This is a genomic window from Robertmurraya mesotrionivorans (assembly GCF_050971805.1).
Lineage (GTDB): Bacteria > Bacillota > Bacilli > Bacillales > Cytobacillaceae > Robertmurraya_A.
Genome location: NZ_JBPCCH010000001.1, coordinates 564,611 through 589,748, shown reverse-complemented (window position 1 = coordinate 589,748; position 25,138 = coordinate 564,611). Strand labels below are relative to the sequence as shown.

Annotated in this window: 32 protein-coding genes and 1 pseudogene; 7 read left to right on the top strand and 26 right to left on the bottom strand. The window is 39.1% G+C overall.

Going from position 1 to position 25,138, the window contains the following annotated elements:
• The 16 genes and pseudogenes from ACRX5O_RS02970 to spoIIM form a co-directional block, all read right to left on the bottom strand.
• A pseudogene (locus tag ACRX5O_RS02970) lies at positions 1–228 on the bottom strand (diaminopimelate decarboxylase); the annotation flags it as partial.
• 120 nt (positions 229–348) lie between these two features.
• Positions 349–1,830: a spore germination protein gene (locus tag ACRX5O_RS02965; RefSeq protein ID WP_433904542.1), complete on the bottom strand. Its 1,482-nt coding sequence runs from the start codon at positions 1,828–1,830 to the stop codon at positions 349–351.
• Positions 1,823–2,392: a stage V sporulation protein SpoVABEA gene (gene spoVAEA / locus ACRX5O_RS02960; RefSeq protein ID WP_433904541.1), complete on the bottom strand. Its 570-nt coding sequence runs from the start codon at positions 2,390–2,392 to the stop codon at positions 1,823–1,825. The genes ACRX5O_RS02965 and spoVAEA overlap by 8 nt, the downstream gene beginning before the upstream one ends.
• A 25-nt stretch (positions 2,393–2,417) precedes the next feature.
• Positions 2,418–2,840 (bottom strand): stage V sporulation protein AB, encoded by a 423-nt coding sequence (locus ACRX5O_RS02955; RefSeq protein WP_433904540.1) that lies wholly within the window; start codon positions 2,838–2,840, stop codon positions 2,418–2,420.
• Positions 2,830–3,450, bottom strand: coding sequence for a stage V sporulation protein AA (locus ACRX5O_RS02950; protein WP_433904539.1), 621 nt, complete (start codon positions 3,448–3,450; stop codon positions 2,830–2,832). Before ACRX5O_RS02950 ends, ACRX5O_RS02955 begins: the two co-directional genes overlap by 11 nt.
• Before the next feature lie 125 nt (positions 3,451–3,575).
• Positions 3,576–4,334 (bottom strand): RNA polymerase sporulation sigma factor SigF, encoded by a 759-nt coding sequence (sigF, locus tag ACRX5O_RS02945; protein WP_433904538.1) that lies wholly within the window; start codon positions 4,332–4,334, stop codon positions 3,576–3,578.
• A 13-nt stretch (positions 4,335–4,347) separates the two neighbouring features.
• On the bottom strand, positions 4,348–4,788 hold the full coding sequence (gene spoIIAB, locus ACRX5O_RS02940; RefSeq protein WP_433904537.1) for an anti-sigma F factor: 441 nt from the start codon (positions 4,786–4,788) through the stop codon (positions 4,348–4,350).
• A 3-nt stretch (positions 4,789–4,791) separates the two neighbouring features.
• Positions 4,792–5,142 (bottom strand): anti-sigma F factor antagonist, encoded by a 351-nt coding sequence (gene spoIIAA, locus ACRX5O_RS02935; RefSeq protein WP_119709004.1) that lies wholly within the window; start codon positions 5,140–5,142, stop codon positions 4,792–4,794.
• A gap of 125 nt (positions 5,143–5,267) precedes the next feature.
• Entirely contained in the window at positions 5,268–6,437 is a 1,170-nt protein-coding gene (locus tag ACRX5O_RS02930; RefSeq protein ID WP_433904536.1) for a D-alanyl-D-alanine carboxypeptidase family protein, read from the bottom strand.
• A gap of 122 nt (positions 6,438–6,559) precedes the next feature.
• Positions 6,560–7,864 carry a pyrimidine-nucleoside phosphorylase gene (locus tag ACRX5O_RS02925; protein ID WP_433904535.1) on the bottom strand — a complete coding sequence of 435 codons (1,305 nt, stop codon included), beginning with the start codon at positions 7,862–7,864 and terminating at the stop codon, positions 6,560–6,562.
• 35 nt (positions 7,865–7,899) lie between these two features.
• A complete protein-coding gene (locus ACRX5O_RS02920; protein WP_433904534.1) occupies positions 7,900–8,721 on the bottom strand; it encodes a purine-nucleoside phosphorylase in 822 nt (273 codons plus the stop codon).
• A 22-nt stretch (positions 8,722–8,743) separates the two neighbouring features.
• Positions 8,744–9,925, bottom strand: coding sequence for a phosphopentomutase (gene deoB / locus ACRX5O_RS02915; RefSeq protein WP_433904533.1), 1,182 nt, complete (start codon positions 9,923–9,925; stop codon positions 8,744–8,746).
• Positions 9,926–10,121: 196 nt separating this feature from the next.
• Positions 10,122–11,012: a site-specific tyrosine recombinase XerD gene (gene xerD, locus ACRX5O_RS02910; protein WP_433904532.1), complete on the bottom strand. Its 891-nt coding sequence runs from the start codon at positions 11,010–11,012 to the stop codon at positions 10,122–10,124.
• Between the two features lie 6 nt (positions 11,013–11,018).
• Positions 11,019–11,246 carry a YqzK family protein gene (locus ACRX5O_RS02905; protein WP_391559503.1) on the bottom strand — a complete coding sequence of 76 codons (228 nt, stop codon included), beginning with the start codon at positions 11,244–11,246 and terminating at the stop codon, positions 11,019–11,021.
• A gap of 716 nt (positions 11,247–11,962) precedes the next feature.
• A complete protein-coding gene (gene fur / locus ACRX5O_RS02900) occupies positions 11,963–12,421 on the bottom strand; it encodes a ferric iron uptake transcriptional regulator (protein WP_119709011.1) in 459 nt (152 codons plus the stop codon).
• 117 nt (positions 12,422–12,538) lie between these two features.
• Entirely contained in the window at positions 12,539–13,183 is a 645-nt protein-coding gene (gene spoIIM / locus ACRX5O_RS02895) for a stage II sporulation protein M (RefSeq protein WP_433904531.1), read from the bottom strand.
• A 158-nt stretch (positions 13,184–13,341) separates the two neighbouring features.
• On the opposite strand from spoIIM, the gene ACRX5O_RS02890 reads away from it, so the two are divergent.
• Positions 13,342–13,902 carry a GNAT family N-acetyltransferase gene (locus ACRX5O_RS02890; protein ID WP_433904530.1) on the top strand — a complete coding sequence of 187 codons (561 nt, stop codon included), beginning with the start codon at positions 13,342–13,344 and terminating at the stop codon, positions 13,900–13,902.
• Between the two features lie 31 nt (positions 13,903–13,933).
• On the opposite strand, the gene ACRX5O_RS02885 is transcribed toward ACRX5O_RS02890, so the two are convergent.
• Positions 13,934–15,097 carry an endonuclease Q family protein gene (locus ACRX5O_RS02885; protein ID WP_433904529.1) on the bottom strand — a complete coding sequence of 388 codons (1,164 nt, stop codon included), beginning with the start codon at positions 15,095–15,097 and terminating at the stop codon, positions 13,934–13,936.
• Positions 15,094–15,648 carry an NUDIX hydrolase gene (locus ACRX5O_RS02880; RefSeq protein ID WP_433904528.1) on the bottom strand — a complete coding sequence of 185 codons (555 nt, stop codon included), beginning with the start codon at positions 15,646–15,648 and terminating at the stop codon, positions 15,094–15,096. The genes ACRX5O_RS02885 and ACRX5O_RS02880 overlap by 4 nt, the downstream gene beginning before the upstream one ends.
• Positions 15,649–15,721: 73 nt before the next feature.
• Here ACRX5O_RS02880 and mciZ point away from each other — a divergent pair, with 73 nt between their 5' ends.
• Positions 15,722–15,856: a Z-ring formation inhibitor MciZ gene (gene mciZ / locus ACRX5O_RS02875; RefSeq protein WP_160546505.1), complete on the top strand. Its 135-nt coding sequence runs from the start codon at positions 15,722–15,724 to the stop codon at positions 15,854–15,856.
• An 85-nt stretch (positions 15,857–15,941) separates the two neighbouring features.
• On the top strand, positions 15,942–16,850 hold the full coding sequence (locus ACRX5O_RS02870) for an aldo/keto reductase (protein ID WP_433904527.1): 909 nt from the start codon (positions 15,942–15,944) through the stop codon (positions 16,848–16,850).
• 368 nt (positions 16,851–17,218) lie between these two features.
• On the opposite strand, the gene ACRX5O_RS02865 is transcribed toward ACRX5O_RS02870, so the two are convergent.
• The 3 genes from ACRX5O_RS02865 to ACRX5O_RS02855 all read right to left on the bottom strand — a co-directional run bounded on the left by ACRX5O_RS02865 (position 17,219) and on the right by ACRX5O_RS02855 (position 18,899).
• Positions 17,219–17,470, bottom strand: coding sequence for a YqkE family protein (locus ACRX5O_RS02865; protein WP_433904526.1), 252 nt, complete (start codon positions 17,468–17,470; stop codon positions 17,219–17,221).
• 64 nt (positions 17,471–17,534) lie between these two features.
• Positions 17,535–18,194 (bottom strand): CoA transferase subunit B, encoded by a 660-nt coding sequence (locus ACRX5O_RS02860; RefSeq protein WP_433904525.1) that lies wholly within the window; start codon positions 18,192–18,194, stop codon positions 17,535–17,537.
• Positions 18,195–18,209: 15 nt separating this feature from the next.
• Entirely contained in the window at positions 18,210–18,899 is a 690-nt protein-coding gene (locus ACRX5O_RS02855) for a CoA transferase subunit A (RefSeq protein WP_433904524.1), read from the bottom strand.
• Between the two features lie 150 nt (positions 18,900–19,049).
• On the opposite strand from ACRX5O_RS02855, the gene ACRX5O_RS02850 reads away from it, so the two are divergent.
• Together ACRX5O_RS02850 and ACRX5O_RS02845 are read left to right on the top strand one after the other, a co-directional pair.
• A complete protein-coding gene (locus ACRX5O_RS02850) occupies positions 19,050–19,952 on the top strand; it encodes a hydroxymethylglutaryl-CoA lyase (protein ID WP_433904523.1) in 903 nt (300 codons plus the stop codon).
• An 81-nt stretch (positions 19,953–20,033) separates the two neighbouring features.
• Complete coding sequence (locus ACRX5O_RS02845; RefSeq protein ID WP_433904758.1) at positions 20,034–20,960, top strand: alpha/beta hydrolase; 927 nt, start codon at positions 20,034–20,036, stop codon at positions 20,958–20,960.
• Between the two features lie 16 nt (positions 20,961–20,976).
• Here ACRX5O_RS02845 and ACRX5O_RS02840 read toward each other — a convergent pair whose 3' ends face one another.
• Both ACRX5O_RS02840 and ACRX5O_RS02835 read right to left on the bottom strand, forming a co-directional pair.
• Entirely contained in the window at positions 20,977–21,507 is a 531-nt protein-coding gene (locus tag ACRX5O_RS02840) for a hypothetical protein (RefSeq protein WP_433904522.1), read from the bottom strand.
• A 106-nt stretch (positions 21,508–21,613) separates the two neighbouring features.
• Positions 21,614–21,943 carry an iron-sulfur cluster biosynthesis family protein gene (locus tag ACRX5O_RS02835; protein WP_433904521.1) on the bottom strand — a complete coding sequence of 110 codons (330 nt, stop codon included), beginning with the start codon at positions 21,941–21,943 and terminating at the stop codon, positions 21,614–21,616.
• 145 nt (positions 21,944–22,088) lie between these two features.
• Here ACRX5O_RS02835 and ACRX5O_RS02830 point away from each other — a divergent pair, with 145 nt between their 5' ends.
• Complete coding sequence (locus ACRX5O_RS02830) at positions 22,089–22,298, top strand: CDGSH iron-sulfur domain-containing protein (RefSeq protein ID WP_433904520.1); 210 nt, start codon at positions 22,089–22,091, stop codon at positions 22,296–22,298.
• 35 nt (positions 22,299–22,333) lie between these two features.
• Here ACRX5O_RS02830 and ACRX5O_RS02825 read toward each other — a convergent pair whose 3' ends face one another.
• Together ACRX5O_RS02825 and ACRX5O_RS02820 are read right to left on the bottom strand one after the other, a co-directional pair.
• The gene (locus ACRX5O_RS02825; RefSeq protein ID WP_119709030.1) at positions 22,334–22,666 is read right to left on the bottom strand and encodes a YolD-like family protein; all 333 of its coding nucleotides are present in this window, start codon (positions 22,664–22,666) and stop codon (positions 22,334–22,336) included.
• A 12-nt stretch (positions 22,667–22,678) separates the two neighbouring features.
• Complete coding sequence (locus tag ACRX5O_RS02820) at positions 22,679–23,938, bottom strand: Y-family DNA polymerase (RefSeq protein WP_433904519.1); 1,260 nt, start codon at positions 23,936–23,938, stop codon at positions 22,679–22,681.
• Positions 23,939–24,097: 159 nt separating this feature from the next.
• On the opposite strand from ACRX5O_RS02820, the gene ACRX5O_RS02815 reads away from it, so the two are divergent.
• Positions 24,098–24,277 (top strand): YqzH family protein, encoded by a 180-nt coding sequence (locus ACRX5O_RS02815; protein WP_433904518.1) that lies wholly within the window; start codon positions 24,098–24,100, stop codon positions 24,275–24,277.
• Between the two features lie 23 nt (positions 24,278–24,300).
• Here the strand turns inward: ACRX5O_RS02815 and ACRX5O_RS02810 are convergent, their stop codons facing one another.
• Entirely contained in the window at positions 24,301–25,104 is an 804-nt protein-coding gene (locus ACRX5O_RS02810) for an SDR family NAD(P)-dependent oxidoreductase (protein ID WP_433904517.1), read from the bottom strand.
• Positions 25,105–25,138: the final 34 nt, after the last annotated feature.

Below are 25,138 nucleotides of genomic sequence, written 5' to 3'. Positions count from 1 at the left end.
CAATTGGATCATAGCAATCGTGGAAAATGCTTTACTAGCGTAAGCAACTTGAGCTTTTATACCTAGTTGGTCAAAGGTTTGTTTAAAACCTCTTGCTCGCTCACGAATCAATGACACATCATAAACATATACAGGTGTTCCGAACTCTTTTACGAGGTCTGTCGTATCGACACCACCAATTTCTAAGTGGCCTCTTTCATTTATCTTTGATGAACCATGAAAAAACATTTCTTCCCCTCACTTCTATGGATACACAAATAGACAGCTAGGCTGTCTATTTGTTGATTAAACCAGTTTGAAATTAAACATTACTTTACCATAGATATAGTAAATTCGCAATATTCCCATTTAGCTCCCGTTTGTTTTTTGTCTGTAACGATCTCTAGGCTGAACAATGCTTGGTCTAAGCTTTGTCCCCGGAACCGACCTACGGAAAAGCACTTCAAGAAAGGCTTTGGGATGAAACGGCATGAACGGCCACATATATGGACTGTTCAATGACCGAATACTTGTTAAGTATAAAATATAGGCCGTTACCCCTACCACAAAACCTGGTAGTTTAAATATCGCTACAACAATTAATAAGAAAAGCTTCATAAGATTATTCGCAATTCCAAGTTCATAACTTGGAGTGGTAAAAGTTCCAACCGCCGAAACCGCAACGTACAAAATCACTTCTGGTACAAATAAGCCCACATCAATGGCAATTTGGCCAATGAGTACGGCTGCAACTAAGCCCATTGAGGTTGCCAACGGAGTTGGCGTATGAATAGCTGCCAGTCGTAAAAACAAGATTCCGAAATCGGCCAAAAACAATTGAACGACTGTTGGAATATTTGTTGATTTGTTTGGACCAATGAACTTTATGGCTTTTGGTAATAACTCAGGCTCCAATACAAATAAAAACCATAACGGAAGTAAAAACAAGGATGCTAATACACCAAACAAGCGCGTCCAACGTACGACTGTACCAACGAGTGCGGATTCACGATACTCTTCTGCATGGTGTAAATGATGAAAATATGTAGTAGGCGTGATAATAACACTTGGTGATGTATCCACGTAAATTAAGACATGTCCTTCTAAAATATGTGTTGCTGCAATATCGGCTCTTTCAGTATATCTTACTAAAGGATACGGGTTATACCCTTGCTTTACAAGGAACTCTTCCACTGCTTTATCTGCCATTGTTAATCCATCAATTTCAATGGATTCAAGTTCTTTTCTAATAATATTCACGAGGTCAGGATTTGCCACATCCTTTAGGTAACCAATTACAATATCTGTCTTTGATCTCTCACCAACCGTTAGCTTTTCAAAGCGCAATCTTCCGTCTTTTATTCTTCTTCTAGTTAGCGCCGTATTCACGATAAAGTTCTCTACAAAGCCATCTCGAGATCCTCTTATTACCTTCTCTGTATCAGGTTCTTGAGGAGTTCTACCAGGGTACGCTCTTACATCCACTACTAATGCTTCTGAATACCCCTCAACAACAATGACAAGAGTTCCTGTAAGAACTTGGTCAACTATTTCACCTATTGTCTTAATTTTAGATACAGATTGATGAACTAATCGATTTTCTATTAAGGCTAAATAATTGGAAGTGGTTTTCTCATGGTCATTGATTCTTACAATTTCCTCTGTGTTTTGAATAACTACGTTCGTGTCCACTAGACCATTTAAATAATACAAATGCACATCCTTTTTCAATACCTTAAACTTTCTGACACCAATATCAAATGTTTCCTCTAGTCCAACATGTTCCTTCATATAATTTTCAAGTTCGTCAAGAGAAGGAATCGGTAGGGGATTGATTGGTTTCTTAGTCATAGAATCCACTCCTTTCTAGGATGATTTGTACCGCTTTATGTGTAATGGGAGCTCCTATTTTAACATCGTCATTCCTAGCCATTTTTCCTATATCACCTATCCCAACTACAACAGGTGCATGAAGCTCATCAACACAATATACGGTGTCTCCATTCATTCTTCCAAGTTCTAAATCTGCTTCACCAAATTTATCTACCCCATAAGGAGTGAGTTCACCGTAGCGGTCCACACAAACATCAATTTTAGTCCATTCGGCTTTTCTTGTTTTTGCTGCAACCGCTAATACACCAAGAACTTCAATATCTTTATGTGTTGCCACATACCTCATTGCCTGTTCTCCAGCACCTTCTCCTACGTATCCACTATCATCAAACATGACAAGAACCGGATCATTGGGTGCCTTCTTTATGAGCTTGACCATTTCCTCCCCTGATATCGTCGTTGGGTTTCCATACGACATAGAAATACATCTTCCACCAATTTCCTTCGCAACATGTTCGACTGCTTTTCTTGCGTATTCATCTCCGTCTGTTACAAGAATCACGCGGCGCCGTCTATCCATAGGAAATGTTCCTTTCTTAACTTATTTACTCATTTACGAAGTACATCCAATGAAACAGGGAACCGAAAATTTTACCGAACACAAAGGCCATCATCAAGATCATAATTTTGTCCTCTATTCTTACTCTTTTTGCCAGGATAGGAAAAACGTTTAATACCTCGGTTAAGGCAGCTGCAAGTAAACCAACAAATACTCCTCCAGCAAGGCCTAACGGAATTAATATGATGGAAGGTAAAAAGAGAGCAGGTTCTCTTAGAGAGGCAATTGTACCAGCAATTGCACCGAAAACGACAGACCATTCATACCAATGAATCATCTTCATGGTTTTTGATAATTGAGTAAGCCTTGGAATAATTCCTAAAACGGCGAGGAAAGCGACAAACCCTGAACCAACTGCAATCCCTCCAGCAAGCCCAATAAAAATGATGAATACGATATTAATGATCATGAATTCGTTTCATACTTTCTTCATTTTCATTAATAATTACATAGCGGTCCAGGTCTTGCTGATAGTTGAACATTTCAACTTCTAGCGGACTAGGTTCTTCATTTAGACGTTTTTTAAATACATGGTTAAAAAATAAGATCATACCTAGTCCTAGGCCAATTGAATAAGGGATCTGCAGTAATAGTGGTTTTACATTTTCCTTGCCCGTAATAATCTTATATATCCGCTGATGGACCGCTTGCATACTAACATCCTCATGGAAATTCATAATGGCGAGTGCTGCACCAAAAAACAACAGAAGCCAAATGAGAATAAAAAGAGGGATAGATACCCCGATTTTTTTGTACACTACCTCAACAATCGTTTGTGTTTGACCAATAATTTCAATATTTATTTGTTCAACCACATTTGTTAAGATGGGTATTACTTTCATAACATCCAAAATAATAATATTTTGGTCTTTCTCTGACACCGTATAAACAATGCAATCTTTTACCTTTTCTAACAGTGAATCTTCAGCGATTATTTGCGCAACATCCTGAAGTTTTATGGAATCGTGAGGTCGAACTTGGAGACGATGTCGCATTCGGATGTAAATCGTATTTTCCACAACGTTCACTCCCACACAGTGATTTCCTCGTATAAATAGTATGCTATGTATTGTTTTCCTTCATGTTCACCAATAAGTGGGTTAAATGGGGTAAATATCCAATTAAAACAAAAAGATCGAACGGATTATAAATCCATTCGATCTTTCATTTGTTGTAATATCTTTTTTTCCAGCCTGGATACTTGAACTTGGGATATCCCTAGTCGTTCTGCCACCTCAGATTGTGTTTGGTCCTTATAATAACGTAAATAAACAATCAGCCTCTCGCGTTCATCCAGCTCTCGAATTGCCTCTTTTAGTGCAATTTTATCAAACCATTTCCCTTCATTCCCATCATCGATTTGGTCGAGTAAGGTAATCGGATCTCCATCATTTTCATACACAGTTTCGTGGATAGAAGACGGTTGCCGGCTTGCTTCTTGAGCTAAAATGATATCTTCTGCAGTCAGATTCAAATGTTCCGCTATTTCGGAAACAGTTGGTATTCTTCCTAGGTTTTTGGACAATTCGTCCTTCGCTCTTCGTATTTTATTGCCCATTTCTTTTAAGGAACGGCTCACTTTAACAGATCCGTCATCGCGGATGAAGCGTTGGATTTCTCCAATGATCATCGGTACTGCGTAGGTTGAAAATTTCACATCATAAGATAAGTCGAATTTATCGACAGATTTCAATAACCCTATGCATCCAATTTGGAATAAATCATCTGGTTCATAGCCTCGATTGAGAAAGCGTTGAACAACTGACCAAACAAGACGCATATTTTTTTGCACAATTGTATCTCGAGCTTCTTGATCTCCATCTTGACTTCTCTTGATTAGATCCTTCACTTCATGATCCTTTAAATACGTTTGTTTGCTATCAGTCTTTACCTCCACATCCATAAGCAATACTCCCTTAATTGCATAGCATTTCGCTCTTTGCTAAATGCTTTCTTAATCGAATTGTGGTACCTATCCCTAGCTCTGAATGAACGTCAATTTCATCCATGAAATTTTCCATTATTGTAAAGCCCATTCCTGATCTTTCTAACTCTGGCTTGGTTGTAAATAAAGGTTGTCTTGCTTCCTCAATATCCAAAATTCCAGAGCCCTCGTCTTTTATCTCCAACTCAATAAAACTTTCCTCAATCTTTACTGAGATAAAGACCGTACCTGAAGGATCGTTGTTATAACCGTGAATAATGGCATTTGTCACTGCCTCAGATACGACGGTTTTAATCTCCGTTAATTCATCCATAGTCGGATCTAACTGAGCAACAAAAGCCGCTACCGTGACACGTGCGAAAGATTCATTTTGACTTAAAGCAGTAAATTGAAGCTGCATTTCATTTTTCATTGTTTACGCTACCCCCAATACTCGAAGAGCAAATTCTTCTGTCGGCTCCAAACGGATAATTTTAAATAAGCCAGACATATCAAAAAGTCTTTGAATAGGAGGTGAAATTGCACAAACAACCATTTCACCATGTTGCTGCTTAATTTGCTTATATCTCCCAAGAATCACACCTAAACCTGAACTATCCATAAAATCCAACTGCTCTAGGTTAAGAATAATATGACGTATATCATGTGTTTCAATGGCTTTGGTTGCTTCTGCACGAAGTACATCTGCAGAATGGTGGTCCAATTCGCCGCTAAGTCGTAACAATAAGACATCGTTCTTTGTTTCCATATCAATGTGTAGACTCACTATCCATAGCCTCCTTATGTGGTATAGTGAGTCTTTTTCGATATTGGAATGACGATTTCCTTCTTACAGACAAAACTAGTGTTCATTCGCTAAAAAAAGTATGAATAAAAAAACATTCGACATATTTATTTGGTCGTTTTTGTGAACATACCAAACGCGCGTTTATAAAGCGTCCACCAATTTGCTTCTTTCACAGATGCTTTCGCTACAAGCGGACTTGACACAAGTGTCTCTCCATTTTTTACGAGTTTTAACGTACCAATGGTCTGCCCTTTTTCAATTGGTGCTTTTAAATCTTTTTCATAAGTGATTTCCTTCTTTACATCATCCACTTTTTCCCCTTTTTTCGTTAACAAGGAAATCGGTTCACTCGTAAGGGCCTCCACCTTGCTCTCACTACCTTTACTCACCTTAACTTCACCCACTGAAAAACTTCTTTCATACATTGGATGAGTTTGATACTGTGCAAAAGCAAAGTCCAGCATCTTTGAAATTTGTGCATTTCGTTCTTTAGAGGTTGGGGCACCAAAGACAACTGCAATCACACGCATTCCATCTTTCTCTGCGGTTGCCGTTAAGCAGTATTTTGCCTCGTTAGTAAAACCGGTTTTTAACCCATCTACCCCAGGATAAAAACGAACGAGACGATTTGTATTAACAAGCCAAAACTTTTTATCGCTTTGTTCGCGTAGATAGGCTTCGTATGTACCTGTAAATTTTGTAATTCCTTCATATTTTAATAGCTCTTTTGACATAACTGCCATGTCATGAGCTGTACTATAATGTCCATCCTCCGGTAAACCGGTAACATTTTTAAAAACCGTATTTTTCAAGCCTAGTTCTTTAACCTTCGCATTCATCATCTCGACAAAAGCTTCTTCGGAACCTGCAATTCTTTCCGCCATCGCAACGGAAGCGTCATTTGCAGAACCGATCGCTATCCCTTTGAGCATTTCTTCAGAGGTCATTTCTTCCCCAGGCTCTAGGAAAATTTGAGAACCTCCCATCGAAGCAGCATACTCACTTGTTCGAATTTTTTCATCCCATTTTATTTTTCCTAAGTCGATAGCTTCCATAATTAACAGCATCGTCATGATTTTTGTCATACTAGCAGGTGGAAGCATTTCATCACTATTTTTGTTATAAAGAATTGTTCCAGTATCTCTTTCAATTAATACGGCTGACTTTGCATTATCAACAAGCTCAACACCCGTTGTTTTCTCTTCAGCAAAAGTTGGGGTTGCAATAGATGTTAAAAAAGTAAAAGCCATTAATAATGATAGAATCTTCTTCATAGCACATAGCCCTCCATTCTTTATACATCCATTTTTCACCAAGTAAAGAGAAAATATACAAAAAGAACCAATCAAAGAAAAAAATAAAAAACCCTCCTAATATTAGGAAGGTTTTACACTTGCTATTCGGTTATTTCTTCATGAACTAGAATGGGGGCTGAGACTTTTTCTTTCGTGATTGTGATGCTATTATAAATCTTTTCTTTTACTTCTTGGACATTCTCAAAATTACTATAAATGGTAACAATAGATTCTCCTACTTGAACTTGATCTCCAATTTTCTTTTTTAATAGAAGTCCAACAGCTAAATCGATTTCTGATTCCTTTGTTGCTCTACCAGCTCCTAAAAGCATGGCAGCTGTTCCAATTTCATCTGCAATAATTTCTGCGATATAGCCCTCTTCCTTCGCTTCTACTTCTATCTTAAAGCTGGCTTGAGGGAGTCTTGATGGATCATCAACAACAGAATCATCTCCTCCTTGAGAACGAAGGAAGACTTTCAATGTTTCAAGTGCTGAACCATCCTTTATGGCATTCTTTAGCATTTGACGTGCCTCTTCTACATTCGTAGCTTTATCAGCTAACAGGACCATATGGCTACCAAGGGTTAAACAAAGTTCTGTTAAGTCTTCTGGGCCTTCCCCTTTTAACGTATCAATGGCTTCCTTTACTTCTAAAGCATTTCCAATAGCAAATCCTAGAGGCTGACTCATATCAGAGATGACGGCCATCGTTCTTCGGCCAACATTGTTTCCAATTCGTACCATTGCTTTCGCAAGTTCACGAGAATCCTCAAGAGTTTTCATAAAAGCTCCAGCACCGGTTTTTACGTCTAACACAATCGCATCCGCGCCAGCTGCAATTTTTTTACTCATAATGGAACTAGCGATTAATGGAATACTCTCTACCGTACCTGTTACGTCTCTAAGGGCGTAAAGCTTTTTATCAGCTGGTGTTAAGTTCCCACTTTGGCCAATAACCGCTATTTTATTTTGGTTCACTAGTCGGACAAACTCTTCATTTTTTAATTCCACATGAAAACCTTCAACCGATTCAAGTTTATCAATGGTTCCACCTGTATGTCCGAGCCCTCTTCCGGACATTTTGGCAACAGGTACGCCTACAGAAGCTACCAATGGGCCTAATACTAGAGTGGTTGTATCTCCCACTCCTCCTGTAGAGTGTTTATCCACCTTGATTCCATGTATCGCAGATAGATCGATTTGGTCCCCTGACTCAACCATAGCCATAGTTAGAGTCGCTCTTTCATCCTCTGACATCCCTTGAAACACGATTGCCATTGTAAGAGCACTCATTTGATAATCAGGAATGCTTCCATCTGTGTATCCTTTTATACAAAATTGAATTTCTTCTGTCGTTAATTCTTTGCCATCACGTTTTTTCTCAATAATATCAACCATTCTCATTTTTCTCACCGCTTTATAAGGAATATTGTTATCTTTTATGCTCCTATTTCCTTAACCACTGCTTTAACTAATCTTAAAAAGTCATGTTTTACTTTTTCTGTTGTTTCTATTACTTCCTCGTGATTTAACGGCTGGTCTAGTATTCCAGCTGCCATATTGGAAATACAAGAGATGCCTAGAATTTTTAAGTTAGCATGTCTTGCTACAATAACCTCCGGAACAGTTGACATTCCAACTGCGTCGCCACCCATCACACGTAACATACGAACTTCTGCTGGTGTCTCATATGTAGGTCCAGTGTTTCCAACATACACTCCCTCTTGAAGAGCAAGACCTAATCCATTAGCTACCTGCTTTGCTTTTTCACGTAAATCTCTTGAATAGGCTTCAGACATATCAGGGAAGCGTACACCTAATCTTGAATCATTTGGTCCGATTAATGGATTCGATCCCATATTATTAATATGATCGGTAATTAACATTAAATCACCTGGATTAAAGGACTCATTTACGCCACCTGCTGCATTTGTGACAATTAGTATCTCGACACCAAGTTCTTTCATTACTCGAACAGGAAATGTCACTTTATCAAAGCTATAGCCCTCGTAGTAATGAAATCTCCCTTGCATAGCGACGACCTCAACACCTTCTAACGTCCCAAATACAAGCTGTCCAGCATGTCCTTCTACTGTTGAAACTGGGAAATCTGGAATTTCATTGTATGGAATTTTTGTAGGCTCAAGAATCTCATCTGCAAGCACACCTAGCCCGGAACCAAGGATCAATCCAATTTTTGGTGTTTTTTTGTATTTTCCCTTTAAAAAAGAAGCTGAATTATTTATGTTTAACACGTCCATCTTACAAAACTCCTTTAAGAATTTAATTTAATTCGTTTAAAAAGCTTTTTCCGTACTTTGGCATTTTCACTTGGAAATTCTCTGCTACGGTTGCTCCAATATCTGCAAATGTCTCACGAATCGGCAGTTTTTTTCCACCCTTCATGACAGGTGAATACACTAATAAAGGAACGTATTCACGTGTATGGTCTGTTCCAGGGTGAACCGGATCATTTCCGTGATCAGCCGTAATGATTAACAAATCGTCATCTTTTAGTTTTTCAAATACTTCAGGTAAGCGAGCGTCATACTCTTCTAGAGCTTTTCCGTAGCCAATAGGATCTCTACGATGTCCAAATAATGCATCAAAATCAACTAAATTTAAAAAGCTCAAGCCTGTAAAATCCATATCAAGCGTTTGAACAAGCTTATCCATTCCATCCATATTAGACACCGTACGCAAAGACTCAGTTACTCCTTCGCTGTCGTAAATATCTGATATCTTCCCTATCGCAATCACATCAAACTTGCTATCCTTTAATTCATTCATTACTGTTCTAGCGAATGGCTTTAGTGCATAATCATGACGGTTCGCTGTTCTCTTAAAATTCCCTGGTTCTCCTACAAATGGTCTGGCAATAATTCTACCGACCATGTATTTTTCATCCAAGGTCAGCTCTCTAGCTATTTTACAGATTTTATATTGCTCTTCAATCGGAACGATGTCTTCATGTGCCGCAATTTGCAAAACGGAATCAGCAGACGTATAGACAATTAATGCACCTGTCTTCATATGCTCTTCACCCAGTTCATCGAGAATTTCCGTTCCACTGGCAGGCTTATTTCCAATAATTTTTCTACCCGTCTTTTCTTCTAGTTCAGCTAACAATTCATCTGGGAAACCATCCGGGAATACTTTAAATGGGGTTTTAATATTGAGCCCCATGATCTCCCAATGACCTGTCATCGTATCTTTTCCATTAGAGGCTTCTTGCATTTTTGTATAGTAAGCAAGCGGGGAATCCGCTTTTTCAATTCCACCTACTGGCTCAATATTACTAAGGCCAAGCTTTGCCATATTCGGCATATGTAAACCATTCATTCTTTCTGCAATATGACCTAATGTATTCGAACCTTTATCTCCAAATTTCTCGGCGTCCTTTGCTTCACCGATCCCAACAGAATCCATCACAACTAAAAAAATCCGTTTATATTGATAAGGCATTCATTCTCCTCCTTAAAATTAACCGTTTACAACTCTCATCAAATAGCTTTCCCAAATATTAATCTGAGGGTTCAATATCTTACAACGTCAGAAGTCTGACATCTCCATTGTACAAGAAGTTTCATATAAAACACAACGAAAAGCTGCTATCTTTTCATGGCAGCTTTTTGAACATTTATTACTTTCTCTTAATCTATTAGGCTCTTGGGTGGAATTGACTATACACGTCCTTTAAACGTGTTTTCGTTACATGTGTGTATATTTGCGTAGTCGATATATCCGAATGTCCTAGCATTTCCTGAACCGCTCTTAAATCCGCTCCGTTCTCGAGAAGATGTGTAGCAAAGGAATGTCTAAGTGTATGAGGAGTTAGTTCCTTTTCAATGCCGGCTTCCTTTGTTAATCCCTTTAAAATCTTCCAGAATCCCTGTCTTGTTAATCTTCTTCCATGATGGTTGACGAACAACGATTCTTCACGCTGGTTTTTAATGAATTGCGGCCGTCCCTTGTCTAAATACTCTTGAATGGCTGTTGCGGCTGTTCGGCCTAATGGAATAATCCGCTCTTTATTTCCCTTTCCGATACAACGAACAAATCCCATCGTTAAATGGGCATCATCGAGATTCAAACCAATTAGTTCACTTACACGAATTCCTGTTGCATATAAAAGCTCCAGCATCGCTTTATCGCGCAATCCGTAATGGTTATTAAGCTTTGGTGCCTCTAACAATCTTTCTACCTCTTGCAGATTCAACACCTTTGGAAGTGTTCGTTCAAGCTGAGGTGTTTCAATATGTACAGAAGGATCCTGCTCTGCTACTTTTTCACGTAATAAGAACTGATGAAAAGCGCGTATAGAGGCTATATTTCTCGCAATCGTTCTTGACGATTTTCCGTGTTCTTTTAAATGACCTAAAAAGTGTACAATCTGAATCCGGCCGATATCGTTAATGGATTGAACATTTTCTACTGTCTTTATATATTTTAAGTACGCTTTTAAATCTCGTTCATATGATACAATCGTATTTTTAGCTAATGCCTTTTCAACTATCAGAAAATGCATAAAGTCCTTTAGCTCATCTTCCATCCAACATTACTCCCCATTTAAGTAAAAAAGAACGATGCGATCAAACCATGTAGATTTTTCAGCATCTACATTCGCTGACACCTTTACCGCTGTCCCGTTTGGTTCATCGTATCGATGATAATCTTGATACTCTTCATTTACCCACATAATACCATAATAAAAGAGGATTGTGCATCCGGTAAAAAGGATAAATACCTTCAAGGTTTGAAAAACGAGCTGAAACCACGTTTTCATTTCTGATGTCCTCCAAGTCCAAAATAAAGTATTGGCTCTTACTCTTAAAGAACCTACTAGTAAAGGGTATGCCAGTTTGGACAAGAATTATACCTAAGGTTCCTTATCTCTTCTTAAAATACAGGCATTTTTTGTAGAGAGTGTTGCTCCTGTCCAAATAGTCCACTCATTCAGACTTAAAAATCGATTACAAAACTGCTCTTGTCCGAATTAGCCTTCCATTCGGACTCTTTGTGAGGAAAAAACACTACTTGTGTCTGTATCAAGGCTTCATTAAGACTCTGATTGCGATTTTCAAGCGAATCCTGTCTGAATTAGCCTTCCATTCGGACTCTTTGTGAGGAAAAAACACTACTTGTGTCCGTATCAAGGCTTCATTAAGACTCTGATTGCAATTTTCAAGCGCCCCCTGTCTGAATCAGCCCTCCATTCGGACTCTTTGTGAGGAAAAAACACTACTTGTGTCCGTATCAAGGCTTCATTAAGACTCTGATTGCGATTTTCAAGTGACTCCTGTCTGAATTAGCCTTCCATTCGGACTTCTTAGTGAGGAAAAAACACTACTTGTGTCCGTATCAAGGCTTCATTAAGACTCGAATTGCGATTTTCGAGCGACTCCTGTCCGAATCAGCCACCCAGTCGGACTTTAATCGAAATCAAATCTATTAAAAAAAGCCAAAATAAAAAACCTTTCCATTTGAAAAGGTTTTGCTGGTTTATTCTTCTTCTGCCTCTACTTTGTCATGACAGCGGTGGCAAATACCATGAAAGGTTAAACGGTGGTCTTTAATTTTAAAGTTCCAGCGGCGCTCTACCGTTTCTTCCACATCTTCAAGTAGATCTTCTTGTATTTCGTCAACTGCTCCACATTCAATACATACTAAATGGTGATGGAAGTGTGCTGCACCTTCTTGTCTTAAGTCGTACCTTGAGACTCCATCTCCAAAGTTTATTTTATCAACAATTTTCAATTCTGTAAGTAATTCTAGAGTTCGATAAACAGTTGCCAATCCAATCTCAGGCGATTTTTCTTTTACAAGGAGGTATACATCTTCCGCACTTAAATGATCCTCTTCATGCTCTAATAACACTCGAACGGTTGCTTCGCGCTGAGGTGTTAACTTGTAACTGGACGAATGTAACTGTTTTTTTATTCTATCAATTCTATTTTCCATCACGAAAGTCCTCCCTCGCCACTGTCAATACCCATTATAACAGATGGGAATAGACTTTCAAAATAAAATAATTACAAATAAGCAAAAATAACAATTATCTTATAAAAATAATTATAATTAAGAGTGAATCGATTCAACAATTGATTTCATTAATAATGGTGATACATATGCCTCAATGGCAGCTGCTATGGCAATGAATACGAGAGCGGCTAAAAAGGCTGCTACGTATCCACCTAGCATCGGCATGATTGGTTGGCCCTGTTTTTTCATAAACTGTCTTCGAATCATCTTTAGTGAGAATGCTACTGACAGGGTTGCACCGATAATAAACACTGGGATAATTAATAGATTTTGCGGTAGTACAGATACAAATGATAAAACAAAACCTTCCCAGCCCATTTGATTCACTAAAAAACCGACCGTAAACCCAACAACCATTCCTTTCATAAACAAAAGTATGAGTGTAATCGGTAAGCCGATAATTGACACACCTAATACCCACATGAGCCCCACAAACTTACTGTTATGAAAAAAACTTTGATAAAACAAATCTTTTGATGCTGCTACTTTTCCGTCTGATACTTGTCCGAAAAATTGTGACAAATAATAAAATAAGTCTTCCTTCTGGGTAAAGCTTAAACTATTGACGATAATCGCTCCAAAGATGACCCCCATTAGAAATAACACCACGACAAATAAATAAATCGAGGAGTGCTCGCGGAAATGCATTGCTACGACGTTCTGGTATTTTCTTTTCTTCAATTGCCTTTCCTCCCCTTACAATTCAGTTAGTAAAATGTATGCTAACTCTAGTAAAGGTATGACTAGATAGATTCCTAAAACTGTTATAAATCCTCTTGCCATTTCCATAACTAACCAGTTATAATACTCAAAATCTCTATATTTAGGAGGAATATCGAATGAAGCCTATATTAATAGATTTTCCAGAAAAAATAGAATCAGAGCGTCTTTATATTCGGCCTTGTATGCCTGGAGACGGTCATCTTGTGTATGAAGCCATTCAAGCTTCCCTAAACGAATTACAACAGTGGCTCCCTTTCGCTCATACTAATCAAACGCTTGAGGAGGTAGAAGAAGGGGTTAGAAAATCGTATGCACAATTTATATTAAAAGAGGATATTCGTCTTCATATTTTTAGAAAAGAGGATCATCAATTTATTGGTTCAACAGGGCTGCACCGAATCAATTGGGAGGCAGGATGCTTTGAGATCGGATATTGGTGTGACAGTCGCTTGACAAAAAAGGGGTATATAACTGAATCAACAACTGCTTTAATAAATACTGTATTTGAAGATTTGCAAGCGAATCGCGTGGAAATCCGTTGTGATCCGGATAATATCGCTAGTCGAAGCATTCCTGAAAAACTCGGATTTACACTAGAAGCCACCTTAAAAAATAATAGTAAAAGTGCGGATGGAAAAACACTTAGGGATACCTGTGTTTTTTCAAAGCTTAAATAAATAGAAGAGACAGTATTTTCTACTGTCTCTCCTAATCAATAATCTTCCCGTACGTTCCGCCACCGCCTGCATGGAAATGAAGTTCTCCATTTCTAGCTGAAACAATTAATTCTGCCACGCGTTTTGGTACAACCTCATGTAGAGCTTCTTCCGGTACGTGATGGAGAATGGCCATTTCCGTGCCAAAATGATCTAGTAATTTTTGAAAAAGCTTTGGTCCGAGTCCTGGAATGAAGTCTAAAGGCACTTGATGAATATATGGAGGACGCCCCTTCTTTCCCTCTTTAGAGGTTTGAAGCTCTCGTATTCTTGTTGCGACGCCTTTAATGAATTTTGTATGGCCGCAAGCTTCACATGAATGATCGGACACAAGCACTTTTTCATTGCAGTTCGCACATACGGTTTGGTGATACTTTCCAAGCAATGGATCAAGTCCATAATTGGCCTCCACATACTGACCCTCTTGGTTGTATAAAGCCTCCTGAAAGCTAGTAAAAGACAATTCTTTCATTTTTATCTGCTGATATTCTCTTGCAATTTTTCCTAATGAGTGTGCATCCGAATTCGTCACATACGAATACCGGTGAAGCTCTCCTATTTGATCTGCCATTTGCGTATTCGCGCTTAATCCAAGCTCAATACCGTCTATTAAGTCTGGGTCAAATACTTCGGTGAGTGACTGTTCTACTCCCTTTCCAAACAGGCTTTTAAAAGGAGTAAATACATGGGCCGGAATAAATAATCCCCCTAGCTCCTTCACCTTTTTCTGCAAATCAAGTCCCGTGACATACACACGCTGTGAGCTTAGGTTGATATTTTTCAAATGATTGGAAAGCCATTGTGAAAATTCATTTAATCGAGCCATGTCAGGCAAAAAGGCTAGTATATGAATGGGTCCCTTGCAGTTATCGTCATAGATTTCCAGTTCAGAACCCATTAGGATAAGCATGTCTCCATACAGCAAACCACCTCTTTTAGCCTCTGTTATTTCCCCTTCACTCATCAATGCTTCCATCTCTTGAATGACCTCAGGTGAATGGCAATCGATGATTCCTATAATATCCAATCCTTTAATCGTTTTCGCGTGCTGAATAATATTCGTAAACGTTAATGATTTTGACCCCGTTATTTTCACTGCCTTCCCATTCCATGTTCTCCCAATATGAATGTGAAGGTCGGCGAAGTACGAGTTCATTTCTTTAATGCCTCTTGAAGTTGTAAGTATTGAACAGCGTAGGCTGTTTTTGCATCATATATTTTTCTCTCTTCTATGTACTCTAGTGCTTCTTCAAGCGTTAGCTCTACTAATGTAACAAATTCATCCTCGTCAGGTGGTGCAGCGTCTTCTTTTTTCTCTAATCCACGTGCCACATATAAATGAACAATTTCATCCGCGAATCCAGGTGATGTGTAAAAAGAAATCAACCAGTCTAGGCTTTTACATACATAACCTGTCTCTTCTTCTAGCTCACGCTTCGCACAAAGGGATGGTTCTTCTCCCTTTTCAAGCTTTCCTGCAGGGATTTCCACTACATCTCTTTCCAAAGCCTTTCTGTATTGCTCAACCATTACCATTTTTCCTTCATCCGTAATCGCAATAACAGCAACTGCCCCTGGGTGTTTAATCAGTTCGCGTTTCGAATGCTTTCCATTTGGCAGCTCCACATCGTCTACCTGTAACGAGATGATTTTCCCAGAGAAGATCTTTTCTGATTTTATTGTTTTTTCTTCAAAGGATGAACTCATTTGTCTCCACTCCTGTTCTATAGTCAGCTAGTTTCCTCATACATTTTATCATACCTTAATTTGGAGGAAAGTGATGAAAATATACTTACATGGAAAAGGAATCGTTCTTGTCGGGAAAGCATGGGAAATTCGACACAAACTTCTCCAATATTCTAAAGACTATACTCTTGTAAAAGACTGGGTAGAGGACGAGAGAAAGAAAAAGTAATGCTTGTTCTTCGCATCAATGGAAAATTTTCTGTAAAATAATGAGTAGAAGGTAAACTATTTTATAGAAGAAGGTGCTTAATCCCATGGAAAAGAGACGTCTCGGTAAGTCGGATTTGTATGTAACAGAGCTAGGACTTGGATGCATGACGCTTGGAACAGATGCACTTGCAGCAGAACGAATCATCAACGCCGCTCTTGAAGAAGGAGTCAATTATTTTGATACGGCAGACTTATACGATTTTGGAGTGAATGAATCAATTGTCGGACAAGTTTTGAAGCCTGTTCGAGAGCAGGTAATTATTGCAACAAAGGTCGGCAATCGCTGGAACAACAATAAGGATGGTTGGAGCTGGGATCCGAGCAAAACGTATATTAAGGAAGCAGTTAAAGACAGTCTTACTAGACTTGGAACTGATTATATTGATTTATATCAACTTCATGGCGGAACTTTGGATGATCCGATTGATGAAACCATTGAGGCATTTGAAGAGCTGGTTAGTGAAGGTCTTATTAAATATTACGGCATATCCTCGATCCGACCAAATGTGATTCGAGAATATGCTAGTAAATCTAATATCTCATCCGTGATGATGCAGTACAGTATCCTTGATCGCCGTCCGGAAGAGGAAGCTCTAAGCGTTCTTCGTGAGAAGGAGATTTCAGTTGTGGCACGAGGACCTGTCGCAAAGGGTTTATTAAGTGATGTTGGTGTGAATAAAATTACGGAAAAGGGCTTTATGGATTATTCAGAGGAAGAGTTACGCTCGCTCTTATTACAATTGAGAAACCATTTTGGGGATCGATCTTTAACTGAAGTTGCATTACGATACGTTCTTCATAACCCGACCATTGTAAGTGTCGTTGCTGGTGCAAGCTCAGTGGAACAAGTGAAAAACAATGCAAATGCTGTACGCTCTCAAGCCTTAACAGAAGAAGAGGTTTCTTTTATTAAGGAAGTTTCAAAAGCGAATGTGTATGGTCAGCATCGGTGATATAACCTAGACGGAGAAAATCCTAAGTATTTGGTTATGGCCCGATGAGATGAAGACCATTTGCCCTCTCTATCTAGGTCATTGTGGGTCTTCATAAATACGATGAAGACCTTTTCTAATCTAGATTTAAACAGTTGTGGTCTTCATCAACCCAATGAAGACCGTTTCTCCTCTAATGCCTACTCTTTTTGACCTTCATGGACCTGATGAACTTCATTTCTCCTCTCCCTTCAACCGCTTTTGATCTTCATAAGCCCGATGAACTTCATTTCTCTTCTCCCTTCAACCGCTTTTGATTTTCATAGACCTTTTTTTCACACTAATGAATAAGGTCCTTCATCACAAAGATGAAGGACCTACACATGCAATCATTTAAATTTCTTCCAATCAAATTCACTTTCATTCAGAAGCTCTTCGAACGTTTTGTTTTTTTCTTTTAGGCGGCGTTCTTCTCTTTTTCTTTCCTCTTCCGCTACCTTTTTAGCTTGAGCTTCCTCCTCTAGTTCATTTTTTGTATTCTTTAATTGTTTAACTAGGTCCACATTCAATAGGTCACCAAGAGTGACTGGTTTATCTTCGACTTTCTTTTGAGCCGGGCGAGTTTGTTTTTTCTTTTTCATTCAAATCCCTCTCTACATGTTGATGACGAATATTATACCAAATGTTCGGTCATCGTTCTATCCATCACTCAAATGCATCTAATCGCACCTTATCATCAATTAACAACTCAGGTTCAGTAGACGCAACCACATCCTCTACCGTATAGCCCTTTGCCACTTCCACAAGCTTTAACCCATTAGAAGTTACATCAATGACAGCTCTGTCAGTAATAATTCGGTCCACTACACCTTGACCCGTTAAAGGCAAACTACAATTTTTAAGGATTTTTGCGTCACCTTTTTTATTCGTATGCTCCATGATGACGATGATTTTTCTCGCCCCATGAACCAGGTCCATAGCTCCACCCATGCCTTTAATCATTTTCCCTGGAATCATCCAGTTCGCCAAATCTCCATTTTCGGATACTTCCATCCCTCCTAGGATGGCGATATCGACATGCCCACCTCGAATCATCGCAAATGACTCTGCACTATCAAAATAAGCAGCTCCTGGTATAGCCGTAACGGTTTCTTTCCCCGCATTAATCAAGTCCGCGTCTACTTCCTCTTCTTTAGGAAAAGGCCCAATCCCAAGTAATCCATTTTCAGATTGTAGAACGACCTCTTTATCCTTTGATATAAAATTTGCAACAAGAGTTGGCATTCCTATACCTAAATTAACGTAATAGCCACTTTCAATTTCCTTTTCTGCTCTTTTTGCAATTCTTTCACGAATATTTGTCATGTCCCCACTCCCTTTCTAGCCCTTAACGGTTAGTCTTTCAATCCTTTTTTCCTGCTTTCCAACAATGAGTCGCTGAACATAAATGCTCGGCGTATGGATTTCATTCGGGCCCAGTTCCCCTGTTTCATATAACTGTTCTACCTCTGCAATGGTTACTTTCCCTGCAGCAGCCATCATTGGATTAAAATTTCGAGCCGTCTTATGATAAATGAGATTTCCCATTTTATCTCCCTTCCAAGCTCGAACAAGGCTAAAATCGGCTTGCAGGGCCTCTTCTAGTAAATATTCTTTTCCATTAAACACTCTTGTCTCTTTCCCATCAGCAATGGGAGTGCCTACTCCAGCAGGCGTATAAAAGGCAGGAATACCTGCTCCACCGGCTCGAATCTTTTCAGCTAGCGTCCCTTGTGGGGTCAATTCCACTTCAAGCTCTCCTGATAAAACTTGCCTTTCAAACTCTTTGTTTTCACCCACATAGGACCCAATCATTTTTCTAATCTGCTTATTTTTTAGTAATAGCCCTAGACCCCATTCATCCACTCCACAGTTATTAGAAATGACCGTCAAGTCAGTGACTTTCTTTTCAACGAGAGCTAAAATTAAATTTTCAGGAATGCCACAAAGCCCAAATCCCCCCACCATAAGAGTTGCACCATCATGAATATCCTTTACCGCCTCTAAATAAGACGTATAAATTGGTTTCACACCATTCACCCCTTCTCTTTATGTAAACGCTACCACTTTTATATTTCTAGCGGAAATAGAAAAACCCTTTTATTTCATGAAAATTTCTATTATTCTTGCATATTTAAAATCAATCACTCTACAATTAACGTATGAAGGGGTGAAAAAAACATGACGATTGATTTACCTAACAAAGTGACAATTATTGAAGTCGGTCCTCGTGATGGCCTTCAAAATGTAAGCGTTTTTATTCCGACTAACGTTAAGAATCAGTTTATTGTTCATTTAAAGAAATCAGGTATAAAAGAAATGGAGGTTTCTTCTTTTGTATCACCGAAATGGGTTCCACAAATGCGTGATGCAGACGAGGTTGTCTTGAACTCTCTTGATCCTACCATTCGAACTATTGTTCTTGCCCCTAACCGTGCAGGTATTCAGCGTGCTCTATTAACAAACAGTAAGGAAATTGCTTTATTCGTAGGAGTGAGTAATAGCTTCAATCAAAAAAATATAAACCGAACAACCTCTCAGGCGACAGCTGAGCTTCTTCCGATTATAAAAGAGCTTAAAGAGAATGGTTGTTTTGTCCGCACCTGCATTTCTACTGCTTTTTATTGTCCCTTTGAAGGACATATAAAGGATGAAGATACGATACAACTTTGCCAACAATTTGTTCAAGCTGGTACCGATGAACTAAGCGTTGCTGATACGATCGGAATGGCCGCTCCACATGAATCGTACTCTTTGTTTTCAAAACTCACAACACTCTTTTCGAATACGCTCATTACCGCCCATTTTCATGACACTCGCGGAATGGGTCTTGCCAATATTTTTGCTGCTCTACAAGCTGGGGTTTCCCGCTTTGATACATCTGCAGGGGGAATTGGTGGTTGTCCGTTTGCTCCAGGTGCGTCTGGAAATGTAGCGACTGAGGATGTTGTTTTTATGCTTGAAAGAATGGGAATTCAAACGGGCATACAATTACCTCTCCTTGTTCAGGCCATAGATGTTATCGCTCCTCATCTTCCAAAACCAATTTCAAGCTCTTTTTATACTCTTCAGTCAAAAGCTTAGAGATGCTTTCTAAGCTTTTTTTGTTTTAAATTCCTGTTGAATGGTAAAATTAAGTAAAACATGTATCGGAGGGATGTTTGCCTGAGAAAAGCACTCCGTTTCCTTTTTGCCTTTTTTTTATTTTTGATCACGTTTGGTCTTTATTTTACGAATCGGATCATGTATATGAGAACGAAGGATCCCCTTTTCGTTGTTGATCGGGAACAGACGGCAGGTCGTTACAACCCTGAGGATTTCGAACGAATTCCGAAACGAGAAGTTCTTATCACTTCCCCATTTGGTTACCACTTAAAAACGATTGTGTTGGAGCCACATCATACAAAGAAGTACGTGATTATTTGTCATGGAGTGACCGAAAATAAAGTCAATTCGATTAAATATATGAACTTGTTTCTTGAAAGAGGATTTAACGCCGTCATTTATGATCATCGGCGCCACGGGGAATCGGGAGGAAAAACAACTAGCTATGGTCATTATGAAAAATTTGATTTAAAAGCGATTGTTGACTGGTTAAAAGCAGACCAAGGCCCACATCTCCTTCTTGGTATTCATGGGGAATCAATGGGAGCAGCAACCATGCTTTTGTATGCAGGAATGCTCGAGGATGGTGCTGATTTTTACATTGCAGATTGCCCTTTTTCCGACTTTAAAGAGCAGCTTGCATATCGTTTAAAGCGCGAGTTACGATTACCTGGAAAGGTGTTTCTTCCTGTTGCAGACTTGTTCCTCCGTGTACGGGACCGCTACTCGCTGCAAAGCATTGCGCCTATTACTGTTATCGATGGGATCAAAAAACCCATTCTTTTTATTCACAGCAAAAAGGATGATTTTATTCTTCCAACGATGACGCAAGCCCTATATGAAAAGAAAAAAGGACCTAAAAAATTATTTCTTGCTGAAAATGGTGTTCATGCCCAATCGTTAAACGAAAATAAGGAAGATTACGAACAAGTCATTGACGAGTTTCTGCATGATTTTGTTTTTTCCCCACTTTTAAGTGATAAATAAAAAAGCCGAGACATTTCTAACGTCTCGGCTTCTCTTCTGCAATCACTTTCTTTTCCTTATCTAGTGCCCGAATATAAGGGTACTTTTTCATTTCAAAAAAATACCTCTTTCCTTCTTTTTCGATTATGGTTAAATTGACGTATTGATTGCCAGTTTCCGATCCTTCAATAGATACAATGTCCGCACTTTCTATCTGTCCATATGTAAGCTGAAATCTACTCAGAATTTTCCCCTGACTACTATAATCATATATGTCTTGGTAATAGACGGTTAGTGGGTTAGTTCCTTTATATTCCCAATGATTACCGCCTTCATTCGTCCAGCCTTTCTCTTCATCTCCCTCCAGATATGCGATGCTTATCGCATCAAAATCTTCTCCTTCATGCTCTTGAGCTGTTGTATACATGATGATGACTCCATCCGTAAGCTTTTCTTCTACAATCGTCTCTTTTACTTCAAAAGGCACTGCCACTTCTATAGTTGCTGCCCGACATGATGTGAGTAGAATAGCAATACCAATTAGCAGTATTCCTCGCCAATTTCGCATATCATCCCCCCACTATCAGTGAATGCAAGAAATATCCAAAAAATGCTAATTTTCTATAAAAAGAAAGCAGATCCACTTTTGTAGTAGATCTGCTCGTTGAATAGTTCTATTTTGTTTTATCGACAAAGGCCATTCTTGGGTTTAGGTATTGTCCTACACTTTTTAATTGGAATGTATTTGCATTCTGAGAGAAATCAATTTTTAATTCTTCATCAAGAAATACTGCCTTTGATTTTTCGATATACACCGTTTGCTCGTTCGTTTCAATGGCTTTATCATCATCCTCATCCAGCTCATTCACTAACCATAGAGTTGGTACGCCACTTACTACACACCCACAGCCTTCTATATCGTACTTTAGCTTCAAAAATCCTTGCTTTCCATTTATTTTCTCGCTAATTTTCTTTGCTGCTATTTCTGTTATCGTAATATTCATTATCTGTTCCTCCAGCTTTTCATCATGTTTCCTATGCCACTTCATATAATCATTGTAACATAGCGTTTTTTTATTGCCCTATGATTTGCTTTTCGGCAATGAATTCTTTACGAAATTATTACATTTTTTGGTAGGAGTGGTCAGTTTGTCGAAGGTTCAGATTAAAGTAATGGACAACGGTTCTTTACGTGTCACTGGTGAGGTTGAATTGATTGATATGGACGGAAATGTATTTGAAACGAAACCCACGTTCTCTTTATGCCGTTGTGGTCTCTCATCCAAACGTCCCTTTTGTGATGGAGCGCATAAAGGAAAGTTTCAGGCCCGTGATCGCGCAGTAAAAACTCCTGAATAATCTTTAAGCAGCGGTTTCCTTTTCGGAGACTGCTCTTACTCCTTCATTTGTACATCTACAATGCTCGAAAGGGGGACTCGGTGAACCTCCCCAAAATGATCAACAATATGAAGCCTTTGCTGAAGCTCATCCCAATAATGGATTTGTCCGATAATCAATTCGTGCTTCCGGTAACGATAATGAGTAACCATCACCGCTTGATGCTCCTCCATCGCCGCTAATAACAAATGGTTCATCTCCTCCAGCTTTTGTTCATCCATCTCCTTTTCTTTCTCGTAAGAATCCTCTTCCGCCCAATCGCGCAGTAGCTTAACATGCTCAGGAAGCATCATTGATGTCCACTTGATTCTTCCTCTATCTCGAATCATCCTTGTTCCTCCTTACCTCTTATGACCGCCAACTAGCTTGGCACGATGCTTGGCTGTTCCCGCTGCTGTATACGATACCGCACGCAATAGAGCGCCATGCCCGTACCGATTGCGGATACGGTCCACAACATACCCGAGCTCTCGTTCCTTCCAGCCATTCGGTTCAAAAATATTTAACTGATAGTCTGTATCATCACAAATATTGCTAAGGGCGATGGAGATTTTCCGTACCGTTTTTCCTTCGTAGTGCTCAGCAAATAGACGTAGACAAACATCATACAGCTCCATCGTGACGTTCGTCGGTACCTCAATCGACCGCGAACGGTAAAAGCCTCCTCCGAACTCGTCCTGACTATAACCAATGCCGAAGCTGATTGTTCGACCTGCCTTCTTATGGGTTCTTGCTCTTCTCGCAACCTCTTCACACATTTCTAGAATGACGCGTTTGATTTCTACTTCTTCTTTATAATCACGAAGCAATATTTGACTTTTCCCAAAGCTAATTTGTCCCTCCATAATAGGTGCTCCAATTTCGGATAAATCCACTCCCCATGCGTGGTGGTAAAGTTGATTTCCCATAATCCCAAACTTTTTCTCAAGCTTTTGCAAATCGAAGCGAGCAAGCTGACCGACCGTAAAAATTCCCATTCCATTTAATGTTTTCTCTACCCTTCTTCCGATTCCCCACATCTCACGTAAAGGAGAAACATTCCAAAGCTTTGTTTTTACATCCTCATACGTCCATTCAGCAATTCCCTTCTTTTTCGCTTCCAAATCAAGACAAAGCTTTGATAATAGCATGTTCGGACCAATTCCGATCGCACAGGGCAGCTGAAATTCTCGCTCAATATCATCACGAATCTTCTGTGCAACTGTCCATGCATCTCCCCATAAATGAAGGGCTCCATCAATTTTCAGAAAGCTTTCGTCGACGCTATACGTATGAATGGCCTCCTTTGGAACGTAACGATGAAACACCTTCGTAATTTCAGTGGAAATACGTAAATAAGTAGCCATTTTCGGCTCAACTACTTGAATTTTCGGATCGTCTGGAATGTCAAACTTCCTTGATCCGGTTTTAATACCAAATTCCTTCTTTAACTTCGGTGATGCAGCTAATACAATACTTCCCTCTCGCTCTTTATCTCCAATCACTGCCAAATAACACTCAAGTGGATCCAGTCCTTCCATGACAGCCGAACAGCTTGCATAAAAGCTCTTCATGTCCACACATAAAATGGTTTGATGGGGCAACTCACTGTAATTAATCATCTTGTTCTCTCTCTCCCAAACATCAAATAGGAACATTCGTTCTCTTTTTAGTATATTCTTATATTAAGCGAATATACGTTCGGTTTCAATGGAAATTTTATTCTATTTCCTTTTGTGAATATTGGTAAGTTATAATGGCTAAAGAAGAGGTGTAAGGGAATGGAGAAGAAACTTATTTATAAAATGATTAGGCAATGCCTTCAGCAGTACGAGCACGAGGCAAGTGAAGAAGACTATGAGAAATTGTACGAACGGATAGTAGAAGAACAAGCACAAGAGGATCAGGTTCCTTTATTTGAATTAATCAACGATGCTGTTTATGAATATTTGACCAATTAAAAAAATCACCCACAAGGTGATTTTTATTTTTTATCGAAAAAGCCGCCAACAAAGCGTTCAGCTAATCCTGGGATGAGATTATAGATGGTACTCCCCATATTCATCCAGCCTGGAAGGTTAAGCTCACGCTTAGGGTTGAGCATTAATTGAATAATTTTTTCAGCAACATAATCCGATTTCAGCATGAATCGATTCACGTTTTTTACGTAGTTTCCTGATTTATCAGCAATTGAAAAGAAATTGGTTTCTATCGGACCAGGGTTTACCGCCGATACACGTATATTTGATTTTGCAAGCTCTAGTCGTAAGCTATTCGTAAATCCTAACACCGCATGCTTCGTAGCCGAATATCCACTGGACTTAGGAGTGGCAAGCTTGCCGGCCTGTGAGGCAATATTAATGATATGACCTGAATTTTGAGCCATCATCACAGGAAGAACCTCTTTCGTACAAGCCATTAAACCGAGTACGTTCACTTGAAACATTTTTTCAATATCAGCAAAATCGGCCTCATGGAAGGAATCAAACACGCCAAACCCAGCATTGTTTACGAGAATATCGATATGACCAACCTCTTGCTTAATTTGTGAAAACACCTGTTGAACCTGATTGATATCACCAACATCCAACTGAAAAAACAAGGCATTAACACCCGTTTTTCGGTTAATTTCCTCACCAATTGTTTGTAGCTTGTCAATAGAACGAGCTATAAGAATGGGCCGCACTCCGCGCTCAGCCGCCATAAGAGCCACCTTTTCTCCAATCCCTGATGAAGCTCCTGTTATAACAATATGTTTCCCTTTTAATTGTTCCAATACAATCACCATCTTATCTATGTAGCATTTGTCGAGCTACATATAA

Coding starts and splice junctions, on each gene's coding strand:
- ACRX5O_RS02965 (WP_433904542.1), bottom strand. CDS start 1,830: ATGACTAAGAAACCAATCAATCCCCTACCGATTCCTTCTCTTGACGAA.
- spoVAEA (WP_433904541.1), bottom strand. CDS start 2,392: ATGGATAGACGGCGCCGCGTGATTCTTGTAACAGACGGAGATGAATAC.
- ACRX5O_RS02955 (WP_433904540.1), bottom strand. CDS start 2,840: ATGATCATTAATATCGTATTCATCATTTTTATTGGGCTTGCTGGAGGG.
- sigF (WP_433904538.1), bottom strand. CDS start 4,334: ATGGATGTGGAGGTAAAGACTGATAGCAAACAAACGTATTTAAAGGAT.
- spoIIAB (WP_433904537.1), bottom strand. CDS start 4,788: ATGAAAAATGAAATGCAGCTTCAATTTACTGCTTTAAGTCAAAATGAA.
- ACRX5O_RS02930 (WP_433904536.1), bottom strand. CDS start 6,437: ATGAAGAAGATTCTATCATTATTAATGGCTTTTACTTTTTTAACATCT.
- ACRX5O_RS02925 (WP_433904535.1), bottom strand. CDS start 7,864: ATGAGAATGGTTGATATTATTGAGAAAAAACGTGATGGCAAAGAATTA.
- ACRX5O_RS02920 (WP_433904534.1), bottom strand. CDS start 8,721: ATGGACGTGTTAAACATAAATAATTCAGCTTCTTTTTTAAAGGGAAAA.
- deoB (WP_433904533.1), bottom strand. CDS start 9,925: ATGCCTTATCAATATAAACGGATTTTTTTAGTTGTGATGGATTCTGTT.
- xerD (WP_433904532.1), bottom strand. CDS start 11,012: ATGGAAGATGAGCTAAAGGACTTTATGCATTTTCTGATAGTTGAAAAG.
- ACRX5O_RS02905 (WP_391559503.1), bottom strand. CDS start 11,246: ATGAAAACGTGGTTTCAGCTCGTTTTTCAAACCTTGAAGGTATTTATC.
- fur (WP_119709011.1), bottom strand. CDS start 12,421: ATGGAAAATAGAATTGATAGAATAAAAAAACAGTTACATTCGTCCAGT.
- ACRX5O_RS02890 (WP_433904530.1), top strand. CDS start 13,342: ATGAAGCCTATATTAATAGATTTTCCAGAAAAAATAGAATCAGAGCGT.
- ACRX5O_RS02885 (WP_433904529.1), bottom strand. CDS start 15,097: ATGAACTCGTACTTCGCCGACCTTCACATTCATATTGGGAGAACATGG.
- ACRX5O_RS02880 (WP_433904528.1), bottom strand. CDS start 15,648: ATGAGTTCATCCTTTGAAGAAAAAACAATAAAATCAGAAAAGATCTTC.
- mciZ (WP_160546505.1), top strand. CDS start 15,722: ATGAAAATATACTTACATGGAAAAGGAATCGTTCTTGTCGGGAAAGCA.
- ACRX5O_RS02870 (WP_433904527.1), top strand. CDS start 15,942: ATGGAAAAGAGACGTCTCGGTAAGTCGGATTTGTATGTAACAGAGCTA.
- ACRX5O_RS02865 (WP_433904526.1), bottom strand. CDS start 17,470: ATGAAAAAGAAAAAACAAACTCGCCCGGCTCAAAAGAAAGTCGAAGAT.
- ACRX5O_RS02860 (WP_433904525.1), bottom strand. CDS start 18,194: ATGACAAATATTCGTGAAAGAATTGCAAAAAGAGCAGAAAAGGAAATT.
- ACRX5O_RS02850 (WP_433904523.1), top strand. CDS start 19,050: ATGACGATTGATTTACCTAACAAAGTGACAATTATTGAAGTCGGTCCT.
- ACRX5O_RS02840 (WP_433904522.1), bottom strand. CDS start 21,507: ATGCGAAATTGGCGAGGAATACTGCTAATTGGTATTGCTATTCTACTC.
- ACRX5O_RS02835 (WP_433904521.1), bottom strand. CDS start 21,943: ATGAATATTACGATAACAGAAATAGCAGCAAAGAAAATTAGCGAGAAA.
- ACRX5O_RS02825 (WP_119709030.1), bottom strand. CDS start 22,666: ATGATTCGAGATAGAGGAAGAATCAAGTGGACATCAATGATGCTTCCT.
- ACRX5O_RS02820 (WP_433904519.1), bottom strand. CDS start 23,938: ATGATTAATTACAGTGAGTTGCCCCATCAAACCATTTTATGTGTGGAC.
- ACRX5O_RS02815 (WP_433904518.1), top strand. CDS start 24,098: ATGGAGAAGAAACTTATTTATAAAATGATTAGGCAATGCCTTCAGCAG.
- ACRX5O_RS02810 (WP_433904517.1), bottom strand. CDS start 25,104: ATGGTGATTGTATTGGAACAATTAAAAGGGAAACATATTGTTATAACA.